The organism is Aeromonas sp. 602396 (assembly GCF_049173735.1).
GTDB lineage: Bacteria > Pseudomonadota > Gammaproteobacteria > Enterobacterales > Aeromonadaceae > Aeromonas > Aeromonas veronii_A.
In genome coordinates this window covers 1-16235 of sequence record NZ_JAAKSD010000018.1, presented here as the reverse complement: position 1 = coordinate 16235, position 16235 = coordinate 1, and the positions used below count along the sequence as shown (strand labels likewise).

General features: G+C 59.2%; 14 protein-coding genes and 1 riboswitch. Of the genes, 8 read left to right on the top strand and 6 right to left on the bottom strand.

The genetic code is table 11. From position 1 onward, the window contains the following. Positions 1-53: 53 nt before the first annotated feature. Entirely contained in the window at positions 54-674 is a 621-nt protein-coding gene (locus G5229_RS18410) for a TetR/AcrR family transcriptional regulator (RefSeq protein WP_005349170.1), read from the bottom strand. 408 nt (positions 675-1082) lie between these two features. Here G5229_RS18410 and leuA point away from each other — a divergent pair, with 408 nt between their 5' ends. The 5 genes from leuA to G5229_RS18385 all read left to right on the top strand — a co-directional run bounded on the left by leuA (position 1083) and on the right by G5229_RS18385 (position 6876). Further along, positions 1083-2645 carry a 2-isopropylmalate synthase gene (gene leuA / locus G5229_RS18405; RefSeq protein WP_005341192.1) on the top strand — a complete coding sequence of 521 codons (1563 nt, stop codon included), beginning with the start codon at positions 1083-1085 and terminating at the stop codon, positions 2643-2645. Positions 2646-2701: 56 nt separating this feature from the next. Continuing rightward, the gene (leuB, locus tag G5229_RS18400; RefSeq protein ID WP_421209965.1) at positions 2702-3787 is read left to right on the top strand and encodes a 3-isopropylmalate dehydrogenase; all 1086 of its coding nucleotides are present in this window, start codon (positions 2702-2704) and stop codon (positions 3785-3787) included. Between the two features lie 33 nt (positions 3788-3820). After that, entirely contained in the window at positions 3821-5218 is a 1398-nt protein-coding gene (gene leuC / locus G5229_RS18395) for a 3-isopropylmalate dehydratase large subunit (protein WP_421209963.1), read from the top strand. Between the two features lie 12 nt (positions 5219-5230). Further along, positions 5231-5830: a 3-isopropylmalate dehydratase small subunit gene (leuD, locus tag G5229_RS18390; RefSeq protein WP_266135456.1), complete on the top strand. Its 600-nt coding sequence runs from the start codon at positions 5231-5233 to the stop codon at positions 5828-5830. A gap of 116 nt (positions 5831-5946) precedes the next feature. Next, positions 5947-6876 (top strand): transglutaminase domain-containing protein, encoded by a 930-nt coding sequence (locus G5229_RS18385; protein WP_421210032.1) that lies wholly within the window; start codon positions 5947-5949, stop codon positions 6874-6876. A gap of 30 nt (positions 6877-6906) precedes the next feature. On the opposite strand, the gene G5229_RS18380 is transcribed toward G5229_RS18385, so the two are convergent. Then, positions 6907-7197: a PilZ domain-containing protein gene (locus G5229_RS18380; RefSeq protein WP_005339160.1), complete on the bottom strand. Its 291-nt coding sequence runs from the start codon at positions 7195-7197 to the stop codon at positions 6907-6909. Positions 7198-7286: 89 nt separating this feature from the next. Continuing rightward, a riboswitch (TPP riboswitch) is annotated at positions 7287-7377 on the top strand. 60 nt (positions 7378-7437) lie between these two features. On the opposite strand from G5229_RS18380, the gene thiB reads away from it, so the two are divergent. The 3 genes from thiB to thiQ are packed head-to-tail and all read left to right on the top strand — an operon-like array spanning position 7438 to position 10719. Continuing rightward, entirely contained in the window at positions 7438-8418 is a 981-nt protein-coding gene (thiB, locus tag G5229_RS18375; protein WP_421203458.1) for a thiamine ABC transporter substrate binding subunit, read from the top strand. Continuing rightward, on the top strand, positions 8394-10037 hold the full coding sequence (gene thiP / locus G5229_RS18370; RefSeq protein WP_408082984.1) for a thiamine/thiamine pyrophosphate ABC transporter permease: 1644 nt from the start codon (positions 8394-8396) through the stop codon (positions 10035-10037). The genes thiB and thiP overlap by 25 nt, the downstream gene beginning before the upstream one ends. Beyond that, positions 10024-10719 (top strand): thiamine ABC transporter ATP-binding protein, encoded by a 696-nt coding sequence (gene thiQ / locus G5229_RS18365; RefSeq protein ID WP_227341946.1) that lies wholly within the window; start codon positions 10024-10026, stop codon positions 10717-10719. The genes thiP and thiQ overlap by 14 nt, the downstream gene beginning before the upstream one ends. 82 nt (positions 10720-10801) lie before the next feature. Here the strand turns inward: thiQ and G5229_RS18360 are convergent, their stop codons facing one another. The 4 genes from G5229_RS18360 to G5229_RS18345 form a co-directional block, all read right to left on the bottom strand. Continuing rightward, positions 10802-12172, bottom strand: a complete 1371-nt coding sequence (locus tag G5229_RS18360; RefSeq protein WP_005358170.1) for a PhoH family protein — start codon at positions 12170-12172, stop codon at positions 10802-10804. Positions 12173-12392: 220 nt separating this feature from the next. Then, on the bottom strand, positions 12393-13076 hold the full coding sequence (locus G5229_RS18355) for an NrdJb (RefSeq protein WP_201906604.1): 684 nt from the start codon (positions 13074-13076) through the stop codon (positions 12393-12395). A gap of 10 nt (positions 13077-13086) precedes the next feature. Continuing rightward, the gene (locus G5229_RS18350; protein ID WP_421209959.1) at positions 13087-15234 is read right to left on the bottom strand and encodes an adenosylcobalamin-dependent ribonucleoside-diphosphate reductase; all 2148 of its coding nucleotides are present in this window, start codon (positions 15232-15234) and stop codon (positions 13087-13089) included. 211 nt (positions 15235-15445) lie between these two features. Next, the gene (locus G5229_RS18345) at positions 15446-15898 is read right to left on the bottom strand and encodes a pullulanase (protein ID WP_100654510.1); all 453 of its coding nucleotides are present in this window, start codon (positions 15896-15898) and stop codon (positions 15446-15448) included. Positions 15899-16235: the final 337 nt, after the last annotated feature.

Below are 16235 nucleotides of genomic sequence, written 5' to 3'. Positions count from 1 at the left end.
ATTTATGAAAAAAGGGCCGAATGGCCCTTTTTAATCTCGATGTTGCGGCAAAATCAGTGGCTGCCGCGCAGACCGGTCTCCATCAGACGGCAGTTGTGGTCCGCCAGACGGGCCATGAAGTGCTCATCCACTTTCAGGCCAAACACCTGCTCGTAGAGATCTTTCATCACAAACGGCTGCCACATCATGCTGAGGAAGGAGATCTTCAGCATGTCGGGATCCAGATTGTCACCCAGCTCACCGTTGGACTTCATGGTTTCCAGCAGGGCATCGAACTGCGGCAGCTGACGTTCCAACAGGCGGTTCAGCACAAAATCCCGGCCCGGGCTCTTCTCGGTCGACAATGCGCTGGAGATGGCAGAGGTCAGCTCGCTGTTGGGCGCCATCACCTGATAGTAGGTGTTGAGCAGCTCGTTGAGGCTGTGATTGCTGTGTTCATCTTGCCAGGCATGGTCGAGGGGCTCGGCGACATCGCCCAGCACCGCTTTGTAAAGACCCTCTTTACTGCCGAAGTAGTAGTGGATCATTGCCAGATTGGAGCCAGCAAGCTCCGCGATTTCGCGTGTAGTCACCTTGCTATAGGGAGTATTGAGAAAACGCTCACGGGCGGCAGCAAGCAACTTGTCACGAATGTCAGAACGTCCGACCGGACGACCAGGTCTACGTTTTTCCATTTAACACCTCAGATAATTCAGCCAATGCTGATAAGTCGATCTGGTTGTGCAGAGAATAGAGCACAGCAGGAATGACCAGATAATCGGTCATGGGCCGAATATGGGACAAGGAAATTTGCAATCCTTTACAATCCGATTAAATACGTCAGCAGATTGCCCCTGACCTTCCGTGTTGACACAGCATAAAAATCTCGATATTGGTAAAAGCGTTATCGACTGGAAGGAATAACAACGTCATGCGTATCGCCACCCCGCTACTACTAATCTCCCTAATCGCGTTAACTCGCGCGGGATCCTTGTAGCCGGGCTAAGGCATAGCCGGAATTTACAAAAACCCGTGCACCCTGCACGGGTTTTTTTATGCCGCCGCAGGATGCACGTTACCGAACTTAGGAAGAGGGAAGTCACATGTCAGATCGGGTCATCATATTCGACACCACCTTGCGTGATGGTGAGCAGGCCCTGGCGGCCAGTTTGACAGTCAAGGAGAAGCTGCAGATCGCCCAGGCGCTGGAGCGGCTCGGTGTCGACGTCATGGAGGTGGGCTTCCCGGTATCTTCTCCCGGCGATTTTCAATCGGTGCAGACCATCGCCCGCCACATCAAGAACAGCCGGGTCTGCGCACTCGCCCGCGCCCTGCCCAAGGATATCGACGCCGCTGGCGAAGCCTTGCGGGTCGCCGAGGCGTTTCGCATCCACACCTTTATCTCCACCTCCTCCATCCATGTGGAGAGCAAGCTGAAAAAGAGCTTCGAGGATGTGCTGGAGATGGGGGTCGGCGCCATCAAGCACGCGCTGCGCTACACCGACGATGTGGAGTTCTCCTGCGAGGATGCGGGCCGCACGCCGATCGATAATCTCTGCCGCATGGTGGAGGCCGCCATCAAGGCGGGGGCCCGCACCATCAATATCCCCGATACCGTGGGCTATACGGTACCGACCGAGTTCTCCGGCATCATCCACACCCTGTTCAACCGGGTCCCCAATATCGACAAGGCCATCATCTCGGTCCACTGCCACGATGATCTGGGGCTCTCGGTAGCCAACTCCATCGGCGCAGTGCAGATGGGGGCACGCCAGATCGAGTGCACCATCAACGGCATCGGCGAGCGGGCGGGCAACTGCTCGCTGGAAGAGGTGGCGATGATCCTCAAAACCCGCGCCGACCTGCTCGGGGTGCAAACCAATATCCGCCACAACGAAATTCATCGCACCAGCACACTGGTCAGCCAGCTGTGCAACATGCCGGTGCAGCCCAACAAGGCGATCGTCGGGGCCAACGCCTTCTCCCACAGCTCCGGCATCCATCAGGATGGGGTGCTCAAGGCGAAAAACACTTACGAAATCATCACCCCCGAGAGCATTGGCCTGACCCAGAACAACCTCAACATGACCTCCCGCTCCGGCCGCCACGTCATCAAGCACCGGATGGAGTCCATGGGCTACGCCGAGAGCAGCTACGACCTCGACCACCTCTACGGCAAGTTCCTGACCCTGGCCGACAAGAAGGGGCAGGTGTTCGACTACGACCTCGAAGCACTGGCCTTCTTCAGCCAGATCCACGAAGAGCCGGAACACTTCAAACTGGAGTACCTCGGGGTGCAGAGCGGCAGCTCGGTACTGGCCACCGCCTCGGTCAAATTGAAGGTGGGACAGGATCTGATCTGCGAAGCGGCCACCGGCAATGGCCCGGTGGATGCGGTCTACCAGTGCATCAACCGCATCACCGGCTATGAGATCCGCATCGACAAATATGCCCTCAAGAGCAAGGGCGAAGGGGAAGATGCCCTCGGTCAGGTCGATATCGTCGCCGAGTACAAAGGGCGCAAATTCCACGGCATGGGACTGGCCACCGACATCATCGAATCCTCGGCCCACGCCCTGCTCCATGTGATCAACAGCATCTGGCGCGCCGATCAGGTGGCCGAACAGATGGAACGCAATAACAGCATCAAATCAGAAACCGTCTGAACAGGGTTCGGAACCAAACAGACGGCATGGAATGACAATATCAGGATGGAGAGTGTATGAGCAGTTATCGGATCGCAGTATTGCCGGGTGACGGCATTGGCCCTGAAGTGATGGCCGAGGCAATCAAGGTACTGGAGAAGGTGCAGGCCAGGTTCGGCCTCGCCTTCGAGTATGATAACCATGACGTGGGCGGCATCGCCATCGACAACCACGGTACCCCGCTGCCGCAAAGCACCATCGCGGGTTGTGAAGCGGCTGATGCCGTGCTGTTTGGCTCGGTGGGCGGCCCGAAATGGGAACATCTGCCCCCCAACGATCAGCCGGAACGTGGCGCACTGCTGCCCCTGCGCGCCCACTTCAAGCTGTTCTGCAACCTGCGTCCGGCCCGTATCTATACCGGTCTGGAACAGTTCTCACCCCTGCGCGCCGACATCTCCGATCGCGGTTTTGACATCGCCTGCGTGCGCGAGCTGACCGGCGGCATCTACTTCGGCCAGCCCAAGGGGCGCGAGGGAGAAGGGGCGAGCGAGAAGGCATTCGACACCGAGGTGTACCATCGCTTCGAGATTGAGCGCATCGCCAAGATTGCCTTTGAGTCGGCTCGCGTGCGCCGTGGCAAGGTCACCTCCATCGACAAGGCCAATGTGCTCGCCTCTTCCATTCTGTGGCGCGAGGTGGTGACGCAAGTCGCCAAGTCCTATCCGGACGTAACCCTCAACCATATGTACATCGATAACGCCACCATGCAGCTCATCAAGGATCCCTCCCAGTTCGACGTGCTGCTCTGCTCCAACCTGTTTGGCGACATTCTCTCTGACGAGTGCGCCATGATCACCGGCTCCATGGGGCTGCTCCCCTCCGCCAGCCTCAACGAATCAGGTTTCGGCCTGTTCGAACCGGCCGGTGGTTCGGCCCCGGATATCGCCGGCAAAGGGATTGCCAACCCCATCGCCCAGCTCCTCTCCGCCGCCCTGATGCTGCGTTACAGCTTAGGGATGGAGGCTGCCGCCCAGGCCATTGAGCAGGCCGTGGCCCAGACCCTGGCCGAGGGTTACTTCACCGCCGACCTGCATCAGGCCAGCGCCCGCCATCCGGTGCAGAGCACGTCCGAGATGGGTAGCCAGATCGCCGCCCGGATCTGAGCCGCATAACAGAGAACAAGGAAGAGAGAAGCAATGGCCAAGACCCTCTATCAGAAAGTATTCGACGCCCACGTGGTACGGGAAGTGGAAGGGGAGACCCCCCTCATCTACATCGACCGCCATCTGGTGCATGAAGTGACCAGCCCGCAGGCATTCGACGGCCTGCGCGCCATGAACCGCCAGCTGCGCCGCCCGGATCTCACCTGGGCCACCATGGATCACAACGTCTCCACCACCACCAAGGACATCGCCGCCTCCGGCGAGATGGCCCGCATCCAGATGGAGACGCTCGCCGAAAACTGCAAAGAGTTCGGGGTTCGCCTCTACGATCTCAACCACAAATATCAGGGGATCGTCCACGTGATGGGCCCCGAGCTCGGCATCACCCTGCCCGGCACCACCATCGTCTGCGGCGACTCCCACACCGCCACTCACGGCGCCTTCGGCTCGCTGGCGTTCGGCATCGGCACTTCCGAGGTGGAGCATGTGATGGCCACCCAGACCCTGAAACAGGGCCGCGCCAAGACCATGCGCATTTCGGTCAACGGCAAGCTGGCCGAGGGCATCAGCGCCAAGGACGTGGTGCTGGCCATTATCGGCAAGGTCGGCCATGCCGGTGGTACCGGCTACGTGGTGGAATTCGCTGGCGAGGCCATTGCGAGCCTCTCTATGGAAGGGCGGATGACGGTGTGCAACATGGCCATCGAGCTGGGCGCCAAGGCCGGCATGATCGCCCCCGACCAGACCACCATCGACTACATCCGCGGCAAGGAGTTCGCCCCCAAAGGCGAGGCGCTGGAGCAGGCCATCGCCTACTGGCAGAGCCTCAAGAGCGATGAAGGTGCCCGTTTCGATGCCGAAGTGGTGCTCGATGCCGCCGATATCGCCCCGCAGGTCACCTGGGGCACCAACCCGGGGCAGGTGATTGCCGTTAATGAACCCATTCCGGCGCCGGAATCCTTCAGCGATCTGATGGAGCAGCAGTCAGCCCGCAAGGCGCTCGCCTACATGGACTTGCAACCGGGTCAGAAGCTCTCCGACGTTGCCATCGACAAAGTATTTATCGGGTCGTGCACCAACAGCCGCATCGAGGATCTGCGCGCCGCCGCCGCCATCGCTCGCGGTCGCAAGGTTGCCGCTGGCGTGCAGGCGCTGGTGGTGCCGGGTTCCGAGCAGGTGAAGGCGCAGGCCGAAGCCGAGGGGCTGGACAAGATCTTCATCGAGGCCGGTTTTGAGTGGCGCCTGCCCGGCTGCTCCATGTGTCTGGCCATGAACAACGACAGGCTGCAACCGGGGGAGCGCTGCGCCTCCACCAGCAACCGCAACTTCGAAGGGCGTCAGGGCCGCGCCGGCCGCACCCATCTGGTCAGCCCGGCCATGGCCGCCGCTGCCGCCGTCACCGGCCGCTTCGCCGACATTCGCGCACTGTAAGAGGACATTTCGATGACAGGATTCAAACAGCATACAGGGATCGTCGTCCCCCTCGACAGCGCCAACGTCGACACCGACGCCATCATTCCCAAGCAGTTTTTGCAGAAGGTCAACCGCATCGGTTTTGGCAAGCACCTGTTCCACGACTGGCGCTTTCTGGACGATGCCGGCCAGCAGCCAAACCCCGAGTTCGTACTCAACCAGCCGCAATTCGCCGGTGCCAGCATCCTGCTGGCGCGGGAGAACTTCGGCTGCGGCTCGAGTCGCGAGCACGCCCCCTGGGCGCTGGCCGACTACGGCTTCAAGACCATCATAGCCCCGAGCTTTGCCGACATTTTCTACGGCAACGCCATCAACAATGGCATGGTGCCGGTGCGTCTGAAGGAGGAGGAGGTCGACGCCCTGTTCCAGCTGGTCGCCGCCCAGCCGGGCATCCAGATCGAAGTGGATCTGGAAGCGAATCAGGTACGTGCAGGTAGCCTCAGCTTCGGTTTCGAGATCGACGAATTCCGCCGTTATTGCCTGCTCAACGGCTTGGATGCCATCGGCCTGACCCTGCAGCACGAGGCCGCCATCAGCGCCTTTGAGGCAAAGCAGCCGAGCTGGATTTAATCAGCCAGTTGCAAAAAACGAGTAGAATCAACAGGGAGCTTCGGCTCCCTGTTTTACTGTCCGCGACGCTTCCCACTTTGGACCACCGGAACTGGCCCGTGCCACAGGAAAGGATGATGAAGAGACCGACGGCAATTCCTCTGCTCTGTGCCCTGCTGCTTGCCCTGCCTGCGGGGGCCAGCCAAACCAGCTTCAACAACAGCCTCGGCCAGATCAGCGTCGGCTGGCAGGATAGCGAAGGCAAATCCCAACAGCTCACCTACCGGCTCGAACAGGGCAAGTTACCGCCTCTCATCGCCTATCGCCCGGCCAGAATGCAGGAGGAGGTATTGCAGGTATTGCTGCGGGAGGTGCGCCAGAACTACCCCGAGGTGCAGTTCACCCTCTCCCGCCCCTCGCTGGAGCTGCATCTGAAAAGCAGCAATCAGGACAAGGCACGCGAGGCGATGGCCTTTCTGCAGTCCAAGCGGAGCAAAGAGGAGCAGGCGTGGCTGACCAAACACTACTTCCAGTACTTCAACACCCCCGACGGGCAGCTGGCGGTGAAGCAAGATCATGTGCGCATCGCGCTGGAGAGTCGCAGCGGGCTGGCTCCGCTGGCGGATCAGCTCAAACAGCAGGGCAGTACCGAAACAGAAGCGCGCCAGAAAACCGTGGCCCATATGCTCACCTTTATCCAGAGCATCCCCTATCAGCAGCTCGACAGCCTGAATGGAAGACAGGGCAAGGGCTTCCTCCCGCCCCGTCAGGTACTGGAACAGAACCGGGGTGATTGCGACAGCAAGGTAACCCTGATGGCCGCCATGCTGGCCCAGCTCTTTCCCGAGCTGAAACAGGCCATGGTGTTCGTCCCCGGCCATGCCCTGCTGGCTGTTGACCTGCCCGCCAAGCCGGGGGATGCGACCCTCAACTGGCAGGGGCAGAACTACCTGCTGCTCGAACCTACCGGTCCCGCCACCTTGCCTGCAGGCCAAATAGCATCGACCAGCAAAACGCTGGTCGATAGCAAGCAGTTGAGTGTGCAGCCGGTTCAGGAAAAAGGCTAACCCCCTCCCTCTGCCGATGAGGAGAGAGGATTAACCCTGAGGCAGAAACTCCACCGCCAGCAGCAACCCGCTCTCCTCCTCCAGCACCCGGATAATACGGGCATGAGCTTCAAAGGGAGGCAACAGGTTGTTGTTGGTGGCAAGACTGATCCGGATGGGCTGATTGATGTCGAGCTGGTGTTCAGAGACCGCAATTCCCATGCCGTTGGCACTGAGATCCCGGCAGATCCCCTCCAGCACCAGCTGCTGCTGATAGACGGTGACCGGAGCATTGATGACCATGCGCGCAAAGGCACGCCTTTCCTTGGTATTGGTAAGCACGCGAACATCCTCTGTTGGGTGGGCGTCATCTCATGGGTATTGCACAATTGTGCTGGTCTACCCAAAAGAACGTTAATACAATGCGGTTCGTTTCTCAAACGGGGTGCGGTTTACCGCTGAGATTATACCCGTGTACCTGATCCAGATAATGCTGGCGGAGGAATTTGAGGCATGGCGCTCATTTTTTGCGCCCTCACCCGCTGGCACCTCGTTATTAACAAGTAATAGGGAGTGCCACCCATGAAGACCCTGCTGCTGGTCACCACCGGCCTGCTGTCGGCCAATGTGTTCGCCGCCGATACTCTCACCGTCTACACCTACAGCTCCTTCACTGCCGAGTGGGGTCCGGGGCCCAAGATCAAACAGGCCTTCGAGAAAGCGTGCGACTGCACCCTCAATCTGGTTCCCCTCGAAGATGGGGTCGCCATCCTCAATCGGCTGCGACTGGAGGGCAACCACAGCAAGGCCGATCTGGTGCTGGGGCTCGACGATGCCCTCATCAGCGAAGCCAAGCAGAGCGGTCTGTTCGCCCCCCACCCCGCCAAGCTGGATGGCATCAAGGTGCCGGGGGGCTGGCAGGATGACACCTTCGTCCCCTACGACTACGGCTACTTTGCCTTTGTTTATGACAAAGACAAACTCAAGCAGCCGCCAAAAAGCCTGAAAGAGCTGGTGGAGCGTCCCGATCTCAAGGTGATCTATCAGGATCCCCGCACCTCTACCCCGGGGCAGGGGTTGATGCTGTGGATGAAGTCTGTCTACGGTGACAAGGCTCCTGAAGCCTGGGCCAAGCTGGCCAGGAAGACGGTCACCGTCACCAAGGGGTGGTCCGAGGCTTATGGCATGTTCCTCGATGGCGAAGCGGACATGGTGCTCTCCTACACAACCTCCCCCGCTTACCACCTGATTGCCGAGAACAAGCCTCAGTATCAGGCAGCGGCGTTTGAAGAGGGGCACTACCGTCAGGTGGAAGTGGCCGCCAAGCTGAAAAGTGCCAAACAGGAGAAGCTGGCTGATCAGTTCCTGCAGTTTATGGTGAGCCCCGCCTTCCAGAACGAGATCCCGACCGGCAACTGGATGTATCCGGTTATCGACACGCCGCTACCCAAGGGTTTCGAGCAGATGATCACCGTAGCCAAGCCGCTCGCCTTCAGTGCCGATGAGGTGGCTGCCAATCGCAAAGGGTGGATCCGCGAATGGCTGCAAGCCGTCGCCCAGTGAGTCAGCTCGCGCTGAAGCGACAGGATCGCCCCCTCTGGTGGCTGCCGGGCAGTGCAGCCACCCTGCTGATCCTGCTGTTGTCCCTCGGGCCGCTGGCGGCCCTGCTGTGGCAGGCCGGTTCACTGGCGCCGCGCACTTTGCTGGCAGACCCCTATCTGCGCCATGTGCTGGGCTTCAGCCTCTGGCAGGCGCTGCTCTCCACCCTGCTGAGCCTGGGGCTCGCCATTCCGGTGGCCCGCGCGCTGGCTCGGCGCCGTTTCATTGGCCGAACCCTGCTGATCAAGCTGTTCGGTCTCTCGCTGGTACTGCCGGTCATCATCGCCATCTTCGGCATCGTGGCGGTTCATGGCAAACAGGGGTGGCTGCCGCAACTGCTGCGCAGCTTGGGACTGGATCCCGGCAACTATCTCTACGGCCTGTTCGGTATCCTGCTGGCCCATGTCTTCTTCAACATGCCGCTGGCGGCACGTCTCATCCTGCAGAGCATCGAGAGTATCCCCGAATCTAGCTGGCGCCTCGCCAGCCAGCTTGGCATGCGCTCATCCCATATCTTCCGGCTGCTGGAGTGGCCGCTCATTCGCGGCATATTGCCGGGGCTTGCCAGCCTCATCTTTATGCTCTGCTTCACCAGCTTCACCACAGTGCTGGCGCTGGGAGGCGGGCCGAAATCCACCACGCTGGAAGTGGCCGTCTATCAGGCGCTGCGCTTTGACTTCGATCTCGCCACCGCTGGCGGATTGGCGCTGGTGCAGCTCATCCTGACCGCCACCCTGCTGCTCCTGCAGCACAAGCTGCAGACTACGCCGGCCAGTCGGGTGACTCCCCGTCGTCCCTGCCTGCGGCCGGATCGCCATCAGCCGGGCACGGCCGTGGTGGATCTCTTCTCGCTCTGTATCGGCCTCGCCATCTTTCTGCCGCCGCTGCTGGCCATCGTCGTCGCCGGCCTCCACCCCGGCCTGCTGATGGCACTCACTTCCGCCAAGCTGTGGCAGGCGAGCGGCCAGTCGCTGTTGATTGCATTGGCAGCCGGTGCCTTGGCCACCCTGCTCGGTGGCGCACTGCTGCTCACCAGCCGTCATCTGCGGGTACGGGTTCGCAAGCGACGGGCTGCCGCCCTGTGGGAAGCCAGCGGCTCGGTGATCCTGATGATCCCGGCAGTGGTGCTCTCTACCGGCCTGTTCATCCTGTTTATGCCCTTTGCCGACGTGTTCGCCCTCGGCCCCTGGCTGGTGGTGCTGGTCAACGCCCTGATGGCGCTACCCTATGTGCTTCGCACCCTCTCCGCCCCCATGCAGCTGGTGGTGCGCCAGTATGACCGGCTGGCGGACAGCCTGGGGGTACGTGGCCTGCATCGCCTGCGGCTGGTGGAGTGGCCGCTGCTGCGCCGTCCGCTGGCACTGGCGATGGCGCTGTCGATGATCCTCTCGCTGGGGGATCTTGGTGCCATCGCCATGTTTGGCAGCCAGGAGCTCACCACCCTGCCCTGGCTGCTCTACCAGCAGCTCGGCAGTTACCGGCTGACCGAAGCGGCCGCCACCGCCCTGCTGCTGCTGACACTCTGTTTCTCCCTGTTCTGGCTGGTGGAACGGGGACTTGGAGGAAAACATGCTGAACATTGATACGCTGGTGACCAGCTACCCCGACTGGCGCGTCAGCTTCAGCGCGAAGCTGCCCAAAGGGGAGATCACCGCGCTGATTGGCCCAAGCGGCGCAGGCAAATCGACCCTGCTCGGGATGATCGCCGGATTCGTGCCGGTGGAGTCGGGCAGCCTCAGCTTCGATGGCGAAGATCTGTTGCCGCTGGGCCCGGCCGAGCGGCCAGTCACCACCCTGTTTCAGGATCACAACCTGTTCCTGCACCTGTCGGTGTTCGACAATATCGCCATCGGCTTGCACCCGGGTCTGCGCCTGAGTGCCGCCCAGCGGGCACAGGTGATCGATGCAGCCGAGCGGGTTGGTCTTGGCGAGATGCTAAACCGTCTGCCGGAGCAGCTCTCCGGCGGCCAGCAGCAGCGGGTCGCGCTGGCTCGCGCGCTGGTGCGCGGCAAACCGCTGCTGCTGCTGGATGAGCCCTTCTCTGCCCTCGATCCCGCCCTGCGCCGGGAGATGCTGGCGGAAGTGGCGAGGCTAGCCTGCGAGCAAGGCATTACCGTACTGATGGTCTCCCACAATCCTGAAGATGCCCAGCTGATTGCCGATCAGGTGCTGTTTGTCGACGAGGGGCGCATCGCCCTGCAAGGCAAGCCGGATATTCTGCAAAATAGCGACCACCCGGGGCTGCTGCGCTACCTTGGACAGTGACCCAAGGACACTGAACTGGTGACGGGATCAAAAAAGGGAAGCCAAGTGGCTTCCCTTTTTCATATGAAGATAGTCAGCTAAATCAGAGGTTTTCCTCGGCAAAGGATGCCAATCTGCTACGCACCACGCCATTGAGGAAGATGTTGGCACTGCCGTCAAAATCCTTGAAACGCTCGACGATGTAGGTGAGACCCGAGGTCACCGGGCTCAGATAGTTGGAGTCGATCTGGGCCAGGTTACCGGAGCAGACGATCTTGGTGCCTTCGCCGCAGCGGGTGATGATGGTCTTGATCTGGGACGCGGTCAGGTTCTGGCACTCATCCAGCAACACGAAGGTGTTCTGGATGCTGCGCCCGCGCATGAAGTTGACCGATTTGAACTGGATGTTGGCCTTCTCCATGATGTAGCTGAGCGAGCCGCTCATGTTCTCGTCCTGCTTATGCAGCACCTCCAGGGTGTCGGTCACCGCCGCCAACCAGGGCATCATCTTCTCCTCTTCGGTGCCGGGCAGAAAGCCGATGCTTTCAGCAATTTCCGGGGTATTCCGGGTGACGATCACCTTCTCGTAAATGCCCTTCTCAATCACCAGCTCCAGCGCAGCAGCCATTGCCAGCAAGGTCTTGCCGCAACCGGCCGGGCCGGTCAGGATCACCAGATCGATGTGCGGATCGAGCAGTGCATCCAGCGCCATCCCCTGATAGACGTTCTTGGGATGGACACCCCACGCCTTGCGGGACATCAGTCGCTCGCGACCCAGATCCTTGATGCGGATCTTGTTGCCGTCGTGACTGAGCACCCGGGCTGCGAAGAAATTCTCTTCATCCACCAGATACTGGTTTACGTGAACCCCCTCCAGCAGGTTGGCATCGATCACATGGATGGTGTCGCGGCCGTGGGTCTCGCTCTCACACTCGCCAACCCGCTCCCAGAAGCTGCCGGGCACCACCTGAAAACCCTTGGCCAGCAGGCGGATATCATCGATCAACTGGTCACTACGGTAATCTTCAACGTGAGCAAGCCCGGCCCCTTTGGCTTTGAGGCGCATGTTGATGTCTTTGGTGACCAGCACCACCTGACGCTTCAACTCGTGCTTTTGCAGATAGAGGGCCGCGTTGATGATGCGGTTGTCGGCCTCCTTGTCGGTAAACACCTCGGCATCCTGCGGCAGATGGTGATCGCTGAAGATGCAGATATTGCCGCTCGCTTCGCCAGCCAGCGGCACGCCCTGGGTGATCTGATCCGGGGTTGCATCGCGGAAGACATCTTCCAGCGCACGAATGGCCACCCGCGCGTCGCGGCTGACATCCTTGTTGCGATCCTTGATGTTATCGAGCTCTTCCAGCACCGTCATGGGGATGAGCACGTCGTGCTCTTTGAAGGAGTAGATAGCGAGGGGTTCGTGAAGCAGAACGTTGGTATCCAGGATAAACAGCTTTCGGTCCGTATTGTCCATAAGCATCCTCCTTGGCACTGAAGGGCCACGTGTGTGAATCTCAGATGTCATTGAAACCACACGGCCGTGACAGTTTTATTACCCTCAACGCTACGCCCGATTTTACTATCGCGCAACAAATCACTTGGCCGCCTGATTTGATTGCGCATAAAAACAGCAATACAAAGACCGGCACTGTGGCCGGTCTTTTTTCTATCGTTCAACTACTTGAGCATGTTTGTCAGCCGCACTTGGAGTCGCCACAGTTGAGGCAGGTCATGCAGCCATCCTTCAGCACCAGCGCCTTGGTGTGGCACTTGTAGCAGAGCGCGGCATTGGCCGGGAAACCACTGCCAGTCTGTTGCTCTTCAGCCTCCTGAGCCGCCTTCAACTCGGCCTGCTTCTCGGCCAGAAACGCCTGCTGATGCTCGTCCAACCCCGGCGCCTTGAGCATGCCTATCTCGGTGAGATGGCTCTCGATCACGTTGCCAATTTCGGCGATCAGCGATGGAACGTACTTGCCCTTGTTCCAGTATCCGCCCTTGGGATCAAACACCGAGCGCAGCTCCTCCACCAGGAAAGTGACATCCCCACCCTTGCGGAATACGGCGGAGATAATGCGGGTCAGCGCCACGATCCACTGGTAGTGTTCCAGGCTCTTTGAGTTGATGAAGATCTCGAACGGACGGCGGGTTTCGTGCACCGTGCCCTCGTTGAGAATGATGTCGTTGATGGTGATGAACAGCGAGTGCTCGGAGACATGTTCCGGCGTCTTCAGCTTGTAGGTGGTGCCCATCAGTCGCTCCGGACGCAACACGGTTTCGTGCATGTGCACCACGTCATCCTGCGGGGCCAGCTCTTCTTGCGGCTCATCCTTGGTACGCACCTTGTAGGCGACGATTTTCTTGTCGATCTTCTTGACCATAATGTCGTTCTCAGAATTTACCGTAATAGCCTTCTTTCAAGGCGTCGTAGAGGTTGGCGGCAGTGTGCAGCTCACCATCGTATTCAATCTCTTCGTTCCCCTTGACGGAGATGACGGTGCCATCCTCCAGGGTGAAATCGTACAGGGTGTTCTCCAGATCCTTCTCCTTCACCAGCACGCCCTGGAAGGCCTCCGGATTGAAGCGGAAGGTGGTGCAGCCCTTGAGGCCGGAGTCCGAGGCATACATGTAGATATCCTTGAACTGCTCGAACGGAAAATCGGTCGGCACGTTGGCAGTCTTGGAGATCGAGGAGTCGATCCAGCGCTGGGCCGCCGCCTGAATGTCCACATGCTGCGCCGGGGTGATGTCATCGGCAGTAATGAAGTAGTCCGGCAGCCGGCTCGCCTCATCATCGGCATAGGGCATGGCGGATGGGTTCACCAGCTCGCGATAGGCCAGCAGCTCGAAGGAGTAGACATCGACGCTTTCCTTGCTCTTCTTGCCCGGCTTGATGACGTTGCGGCTGTAGTGGTGGGCAAAGCTCGGCTCGATGCCGTTGCTGGCGTTGTTGGCCAGTGACAGCGAGATGGTGCCGGTCGGCGCAATACTGCTGTGGTGAGTGAAACGCCCACCCACTTCGGCCAGCTCGGCGACCAGCGCAGGATCTACCTCGGCAACCTGCTGCATGTAGCGGCTGTAGCGCGCATGCAGCACCTTGCCCTTCACCTTGTCACCCACCTTGATGCCATCAGCCGCCATTTCCGGGCGCAGACGCAGCATCTTGCCAGTCACTTCAAACTCCTGCTCCATGATGGGGGCAGAGCCCTTCTCCTTGGCCAGACGCAGGGACTCCTGCCAGCCGGTCATCGCCAGCTCCTGGGATACCTGCTCGGTAAAGGCCACGGATGCCGCAGAGCCGTACTTGATCAGCAGCATGGTGAGGGTCGAACCAAGACCCAGGAAGCCCATGCCGTGACGGCGCTTGGCAGTGATCTCCTCGCGCTGTTTGGCCAGCGGCAGTTGGTTGATCTCCACCACGTTGTCGAGCATGCGAGTAAAGATGGCCACCACCTTGCGAAACGCCTGCCAATCGAATGCCGCGTTTTCAGTAAAAGGGTCGCGCACAAACTTGGTCAGATTGACCGAGCCCAGCAGACAGGCACCGTAGGGCGGCAACGGCTGCTCACCACAGGGGTTGGTCGCGCGGATCTCTTCACAGAACCAGTTGTTGTTCATCTGGTTGACCTTGTCGATCAGGATGAAGCCGGGCTCTGCATAGTCATAGGTGGAGGTCATGATGACATTCCACAGCTTACGGGCTGGCATGGTCTTGTAGACCTTACAAGCGACCTGCCCCAACTCGTTGAATACAACCCCTTCCTTGTTGGGCCAGTCGGCCCATAGCACCTGAGCAGGATCGTCCAGCGCAATGCCATCCTGCTCCACCTCTTTGGCGGTGTAGGGGAAGATCAGCGACCAGGGGGCATCCTCTTTCACCGCCTTGACGAAATCTTCGGTGATGAGCAGGGAGAGGTTGAACTGACGCAGGCGGCCATCTTCACGCTTGGCCTGAATAAACTCGATCACATCGGGATGGCGGATATCCATGGTGCCCATCTGGGCGCCGCGACGGCCACCGGCTGACGAGACGGTGAAACACATCTTGTCATAGATATCCATAAAGGAGAGCGGGCCGGAAGTGTAGGCACCGGCACCGGAGACAAAGGCACCGCGCGGGCGCAGGGTCGAGAAGTCATAGCCGATACCGCACCCGGCTTTCAGGGTCAGACCGGCCTCGTGCACCTTGCCAAGGATATCGTCCATCGAATCTTCGATGGTGCCTGAAACGGTACAGTTGATGGTCGAAGTGGCAGGCTTGTGTTCAAAAGCCCCGGCGTTGGAGGTGATGCGGCCCGCCGGAATGGCACCATTGCGCAGTGCCCACAGGAAAGACTCATACCAGGCCTCCGGTTCCAGCTCCTGCTCCGCCAAAGCTCGGGCTACCCGCTGGTAGGTCTCATCGATAGAGCTGTCGATGGGAGTGCCATCCTTGCTCTTGAGGCGATACTTGCTATCCCAGATCTCGAGGGACGTTTCCTGCATGGGGATAAGGCGGGAGCCAAGCTCACTCTCCAGCACCGGGTTCGATTTAGCCATTTTCAATCAACCTTATGTGAATGCATCAACATCATGGCAACAGCAGAAAACACAACTAATGGTGCCATCTAAAATTAACGACACAACATATAGTACAGCTGATGCCATGAGGGCGCCGATTCTAACCTAAAAAAATGCCCCGGCCAGTAGATTTCTGGGCCGAGGCACTTAACTGATTAATTTACTGAGAGATTTAACACTCAGAGATAGATCAGGGCTTCTTGACGTAAACCGTCGGTGTTTCACCCGCCATATTCAGATAGAACTCGTAGACGCCATCGGCATCCGGTGAGAACTTCATGTCCTCATACTTGGAACAGGGGTTGACCGGCACAGCCTCACCACCCAGTATGGCAACACCATCACTCGGGCTCTTGTAGCCAAAGTTGGTGCCACAGCTCCAGCCTGAATCAGCAAACTTGAACTTGTAGGGGGCCCACTCTTTCTTGAGAGTGCCTTTGGCCATATAGAGCTTGTCGGCCACCTTGACTACCTTGCTTTCATCAGTCGCCATCCAGTCGTTCATCTCCCCGCGCAGGTAGATGGACTTGCCACCGAAGTCGCTGTTGTCTGCCCCAGCCTGCTCTGCACCACCATTGGATGCGCAACCGCCTAATACCAGGGTTCCCGCCGCCAGCATCATCGTTACTGTTCTCTTGAACATGAGTCTATTCCTTAAATTATTGTGATTCCTTGGTCCATCAATATGGACTGAAGAATTAAACCAGAGGAGACATCACAAGAAAGGTAGAGGCATCACATTCTGTACTTTTTGTATCCAACACATTGAATTGGTGAGCAAATATCGAACAGAAAAAGAGGTCTTTTTGGGGCTTTAGAAGGCTAATCAATGAATGACAAGAAGGGGGAAGTCTAATAATCCGGCGACGTGATGAATTGCAGGCAATAAAAAACCCCGCTCATTGAGCGGGGTTTCTTGTATTGGGTGCCTGGCAGTGTCCTACTCTCGCATGGCGAATGCCACACTACCATCGGCGCTA

Coding starts and splice junctions, on each gene's coding strand:
- G5229_RS18410 (WP_005349170.1), bottom strand. CDS start 674: ATGGAAAAACGTAGACCTGGTCGTCCGGTCGGACGTTCTGACATTCGT.
- leuA (WP_005341192.1), top strand. CDS start 1,083: ATGTCAGATCGGGTCATCATATTCGACACCACCTTGCGTGATGGTGAG.
- leuB (WP_421209965.1), top strand. CDS start 2,702: ATGAGCAGTTATCGGATCGCAGTATTGCCGGGTGACGGCATTGGCCCT.
- leuC (WP_421209963.1), top strand. CDS start 3,821: ATGGCCAAGACCCTCTATCAGAAAGTATTCGACGCCCACGTGGTACGG.
- leuD (WP_266135456.1), top strand. CDS start 5,231: ATGACAGGATTCAAACAGCATACAGGGATCGTCGTCCCCCTCGACAGC.
- G5229_RS18385 (WP_421210032.1), top strand. CDS start 5,947: ATGAAGAGACCGACGGCAATTCCTCTGCTCTGTGCCCTGCTGCTTGCC.
- thiB (WP_421203458.1), top strand. CDS start 7,438: ATGAAGACCCTGCTGCTGGTCACCACCGGCCTGCTGTCGGCCAATGTG.
- thiP (WP_408082984.1), top strand. CDS start 8,394: ATGGCTGCAAGCCGTCGCCCAGTGAGTCAGCTCGCGCTGAAGCGACAG.
- thiQ (WP_227341946.1), top strand. CDS start 10,024: ATGCTGAACATTGATACGCTGGTGACCAGCTACCCCGACTGGCGCGTC.
- G5229_RS18360 (WP_005358170.1), bottom strand. CDS start 12,172: ATGGACAATACGGACCGAAAGCTGTTTATCCTGGATACCAACGTTCTG.
- G5229_RS18355 (WP_201906604.1), bottom strand. CDS start 13,076: ATGGTCAAGAAGATCGACAAGAAAATCGTCGCCTACAAGGTGCGTACC.
- G5229_RS18350 (WP_421209959.1), bottom strand. CDS start 15,234: ATGGCTAAATCGAACCCGGTGCTGGAGAGTGAGCTTGGCTCCCGCCTT.
- G5229_RS18345 (WP_100654510.1), bottom strand. CDS start 15,898: ATGTTCAAGAGAACAGTAACGATGATGCTGGCGGCGGGAACCCTGGTA.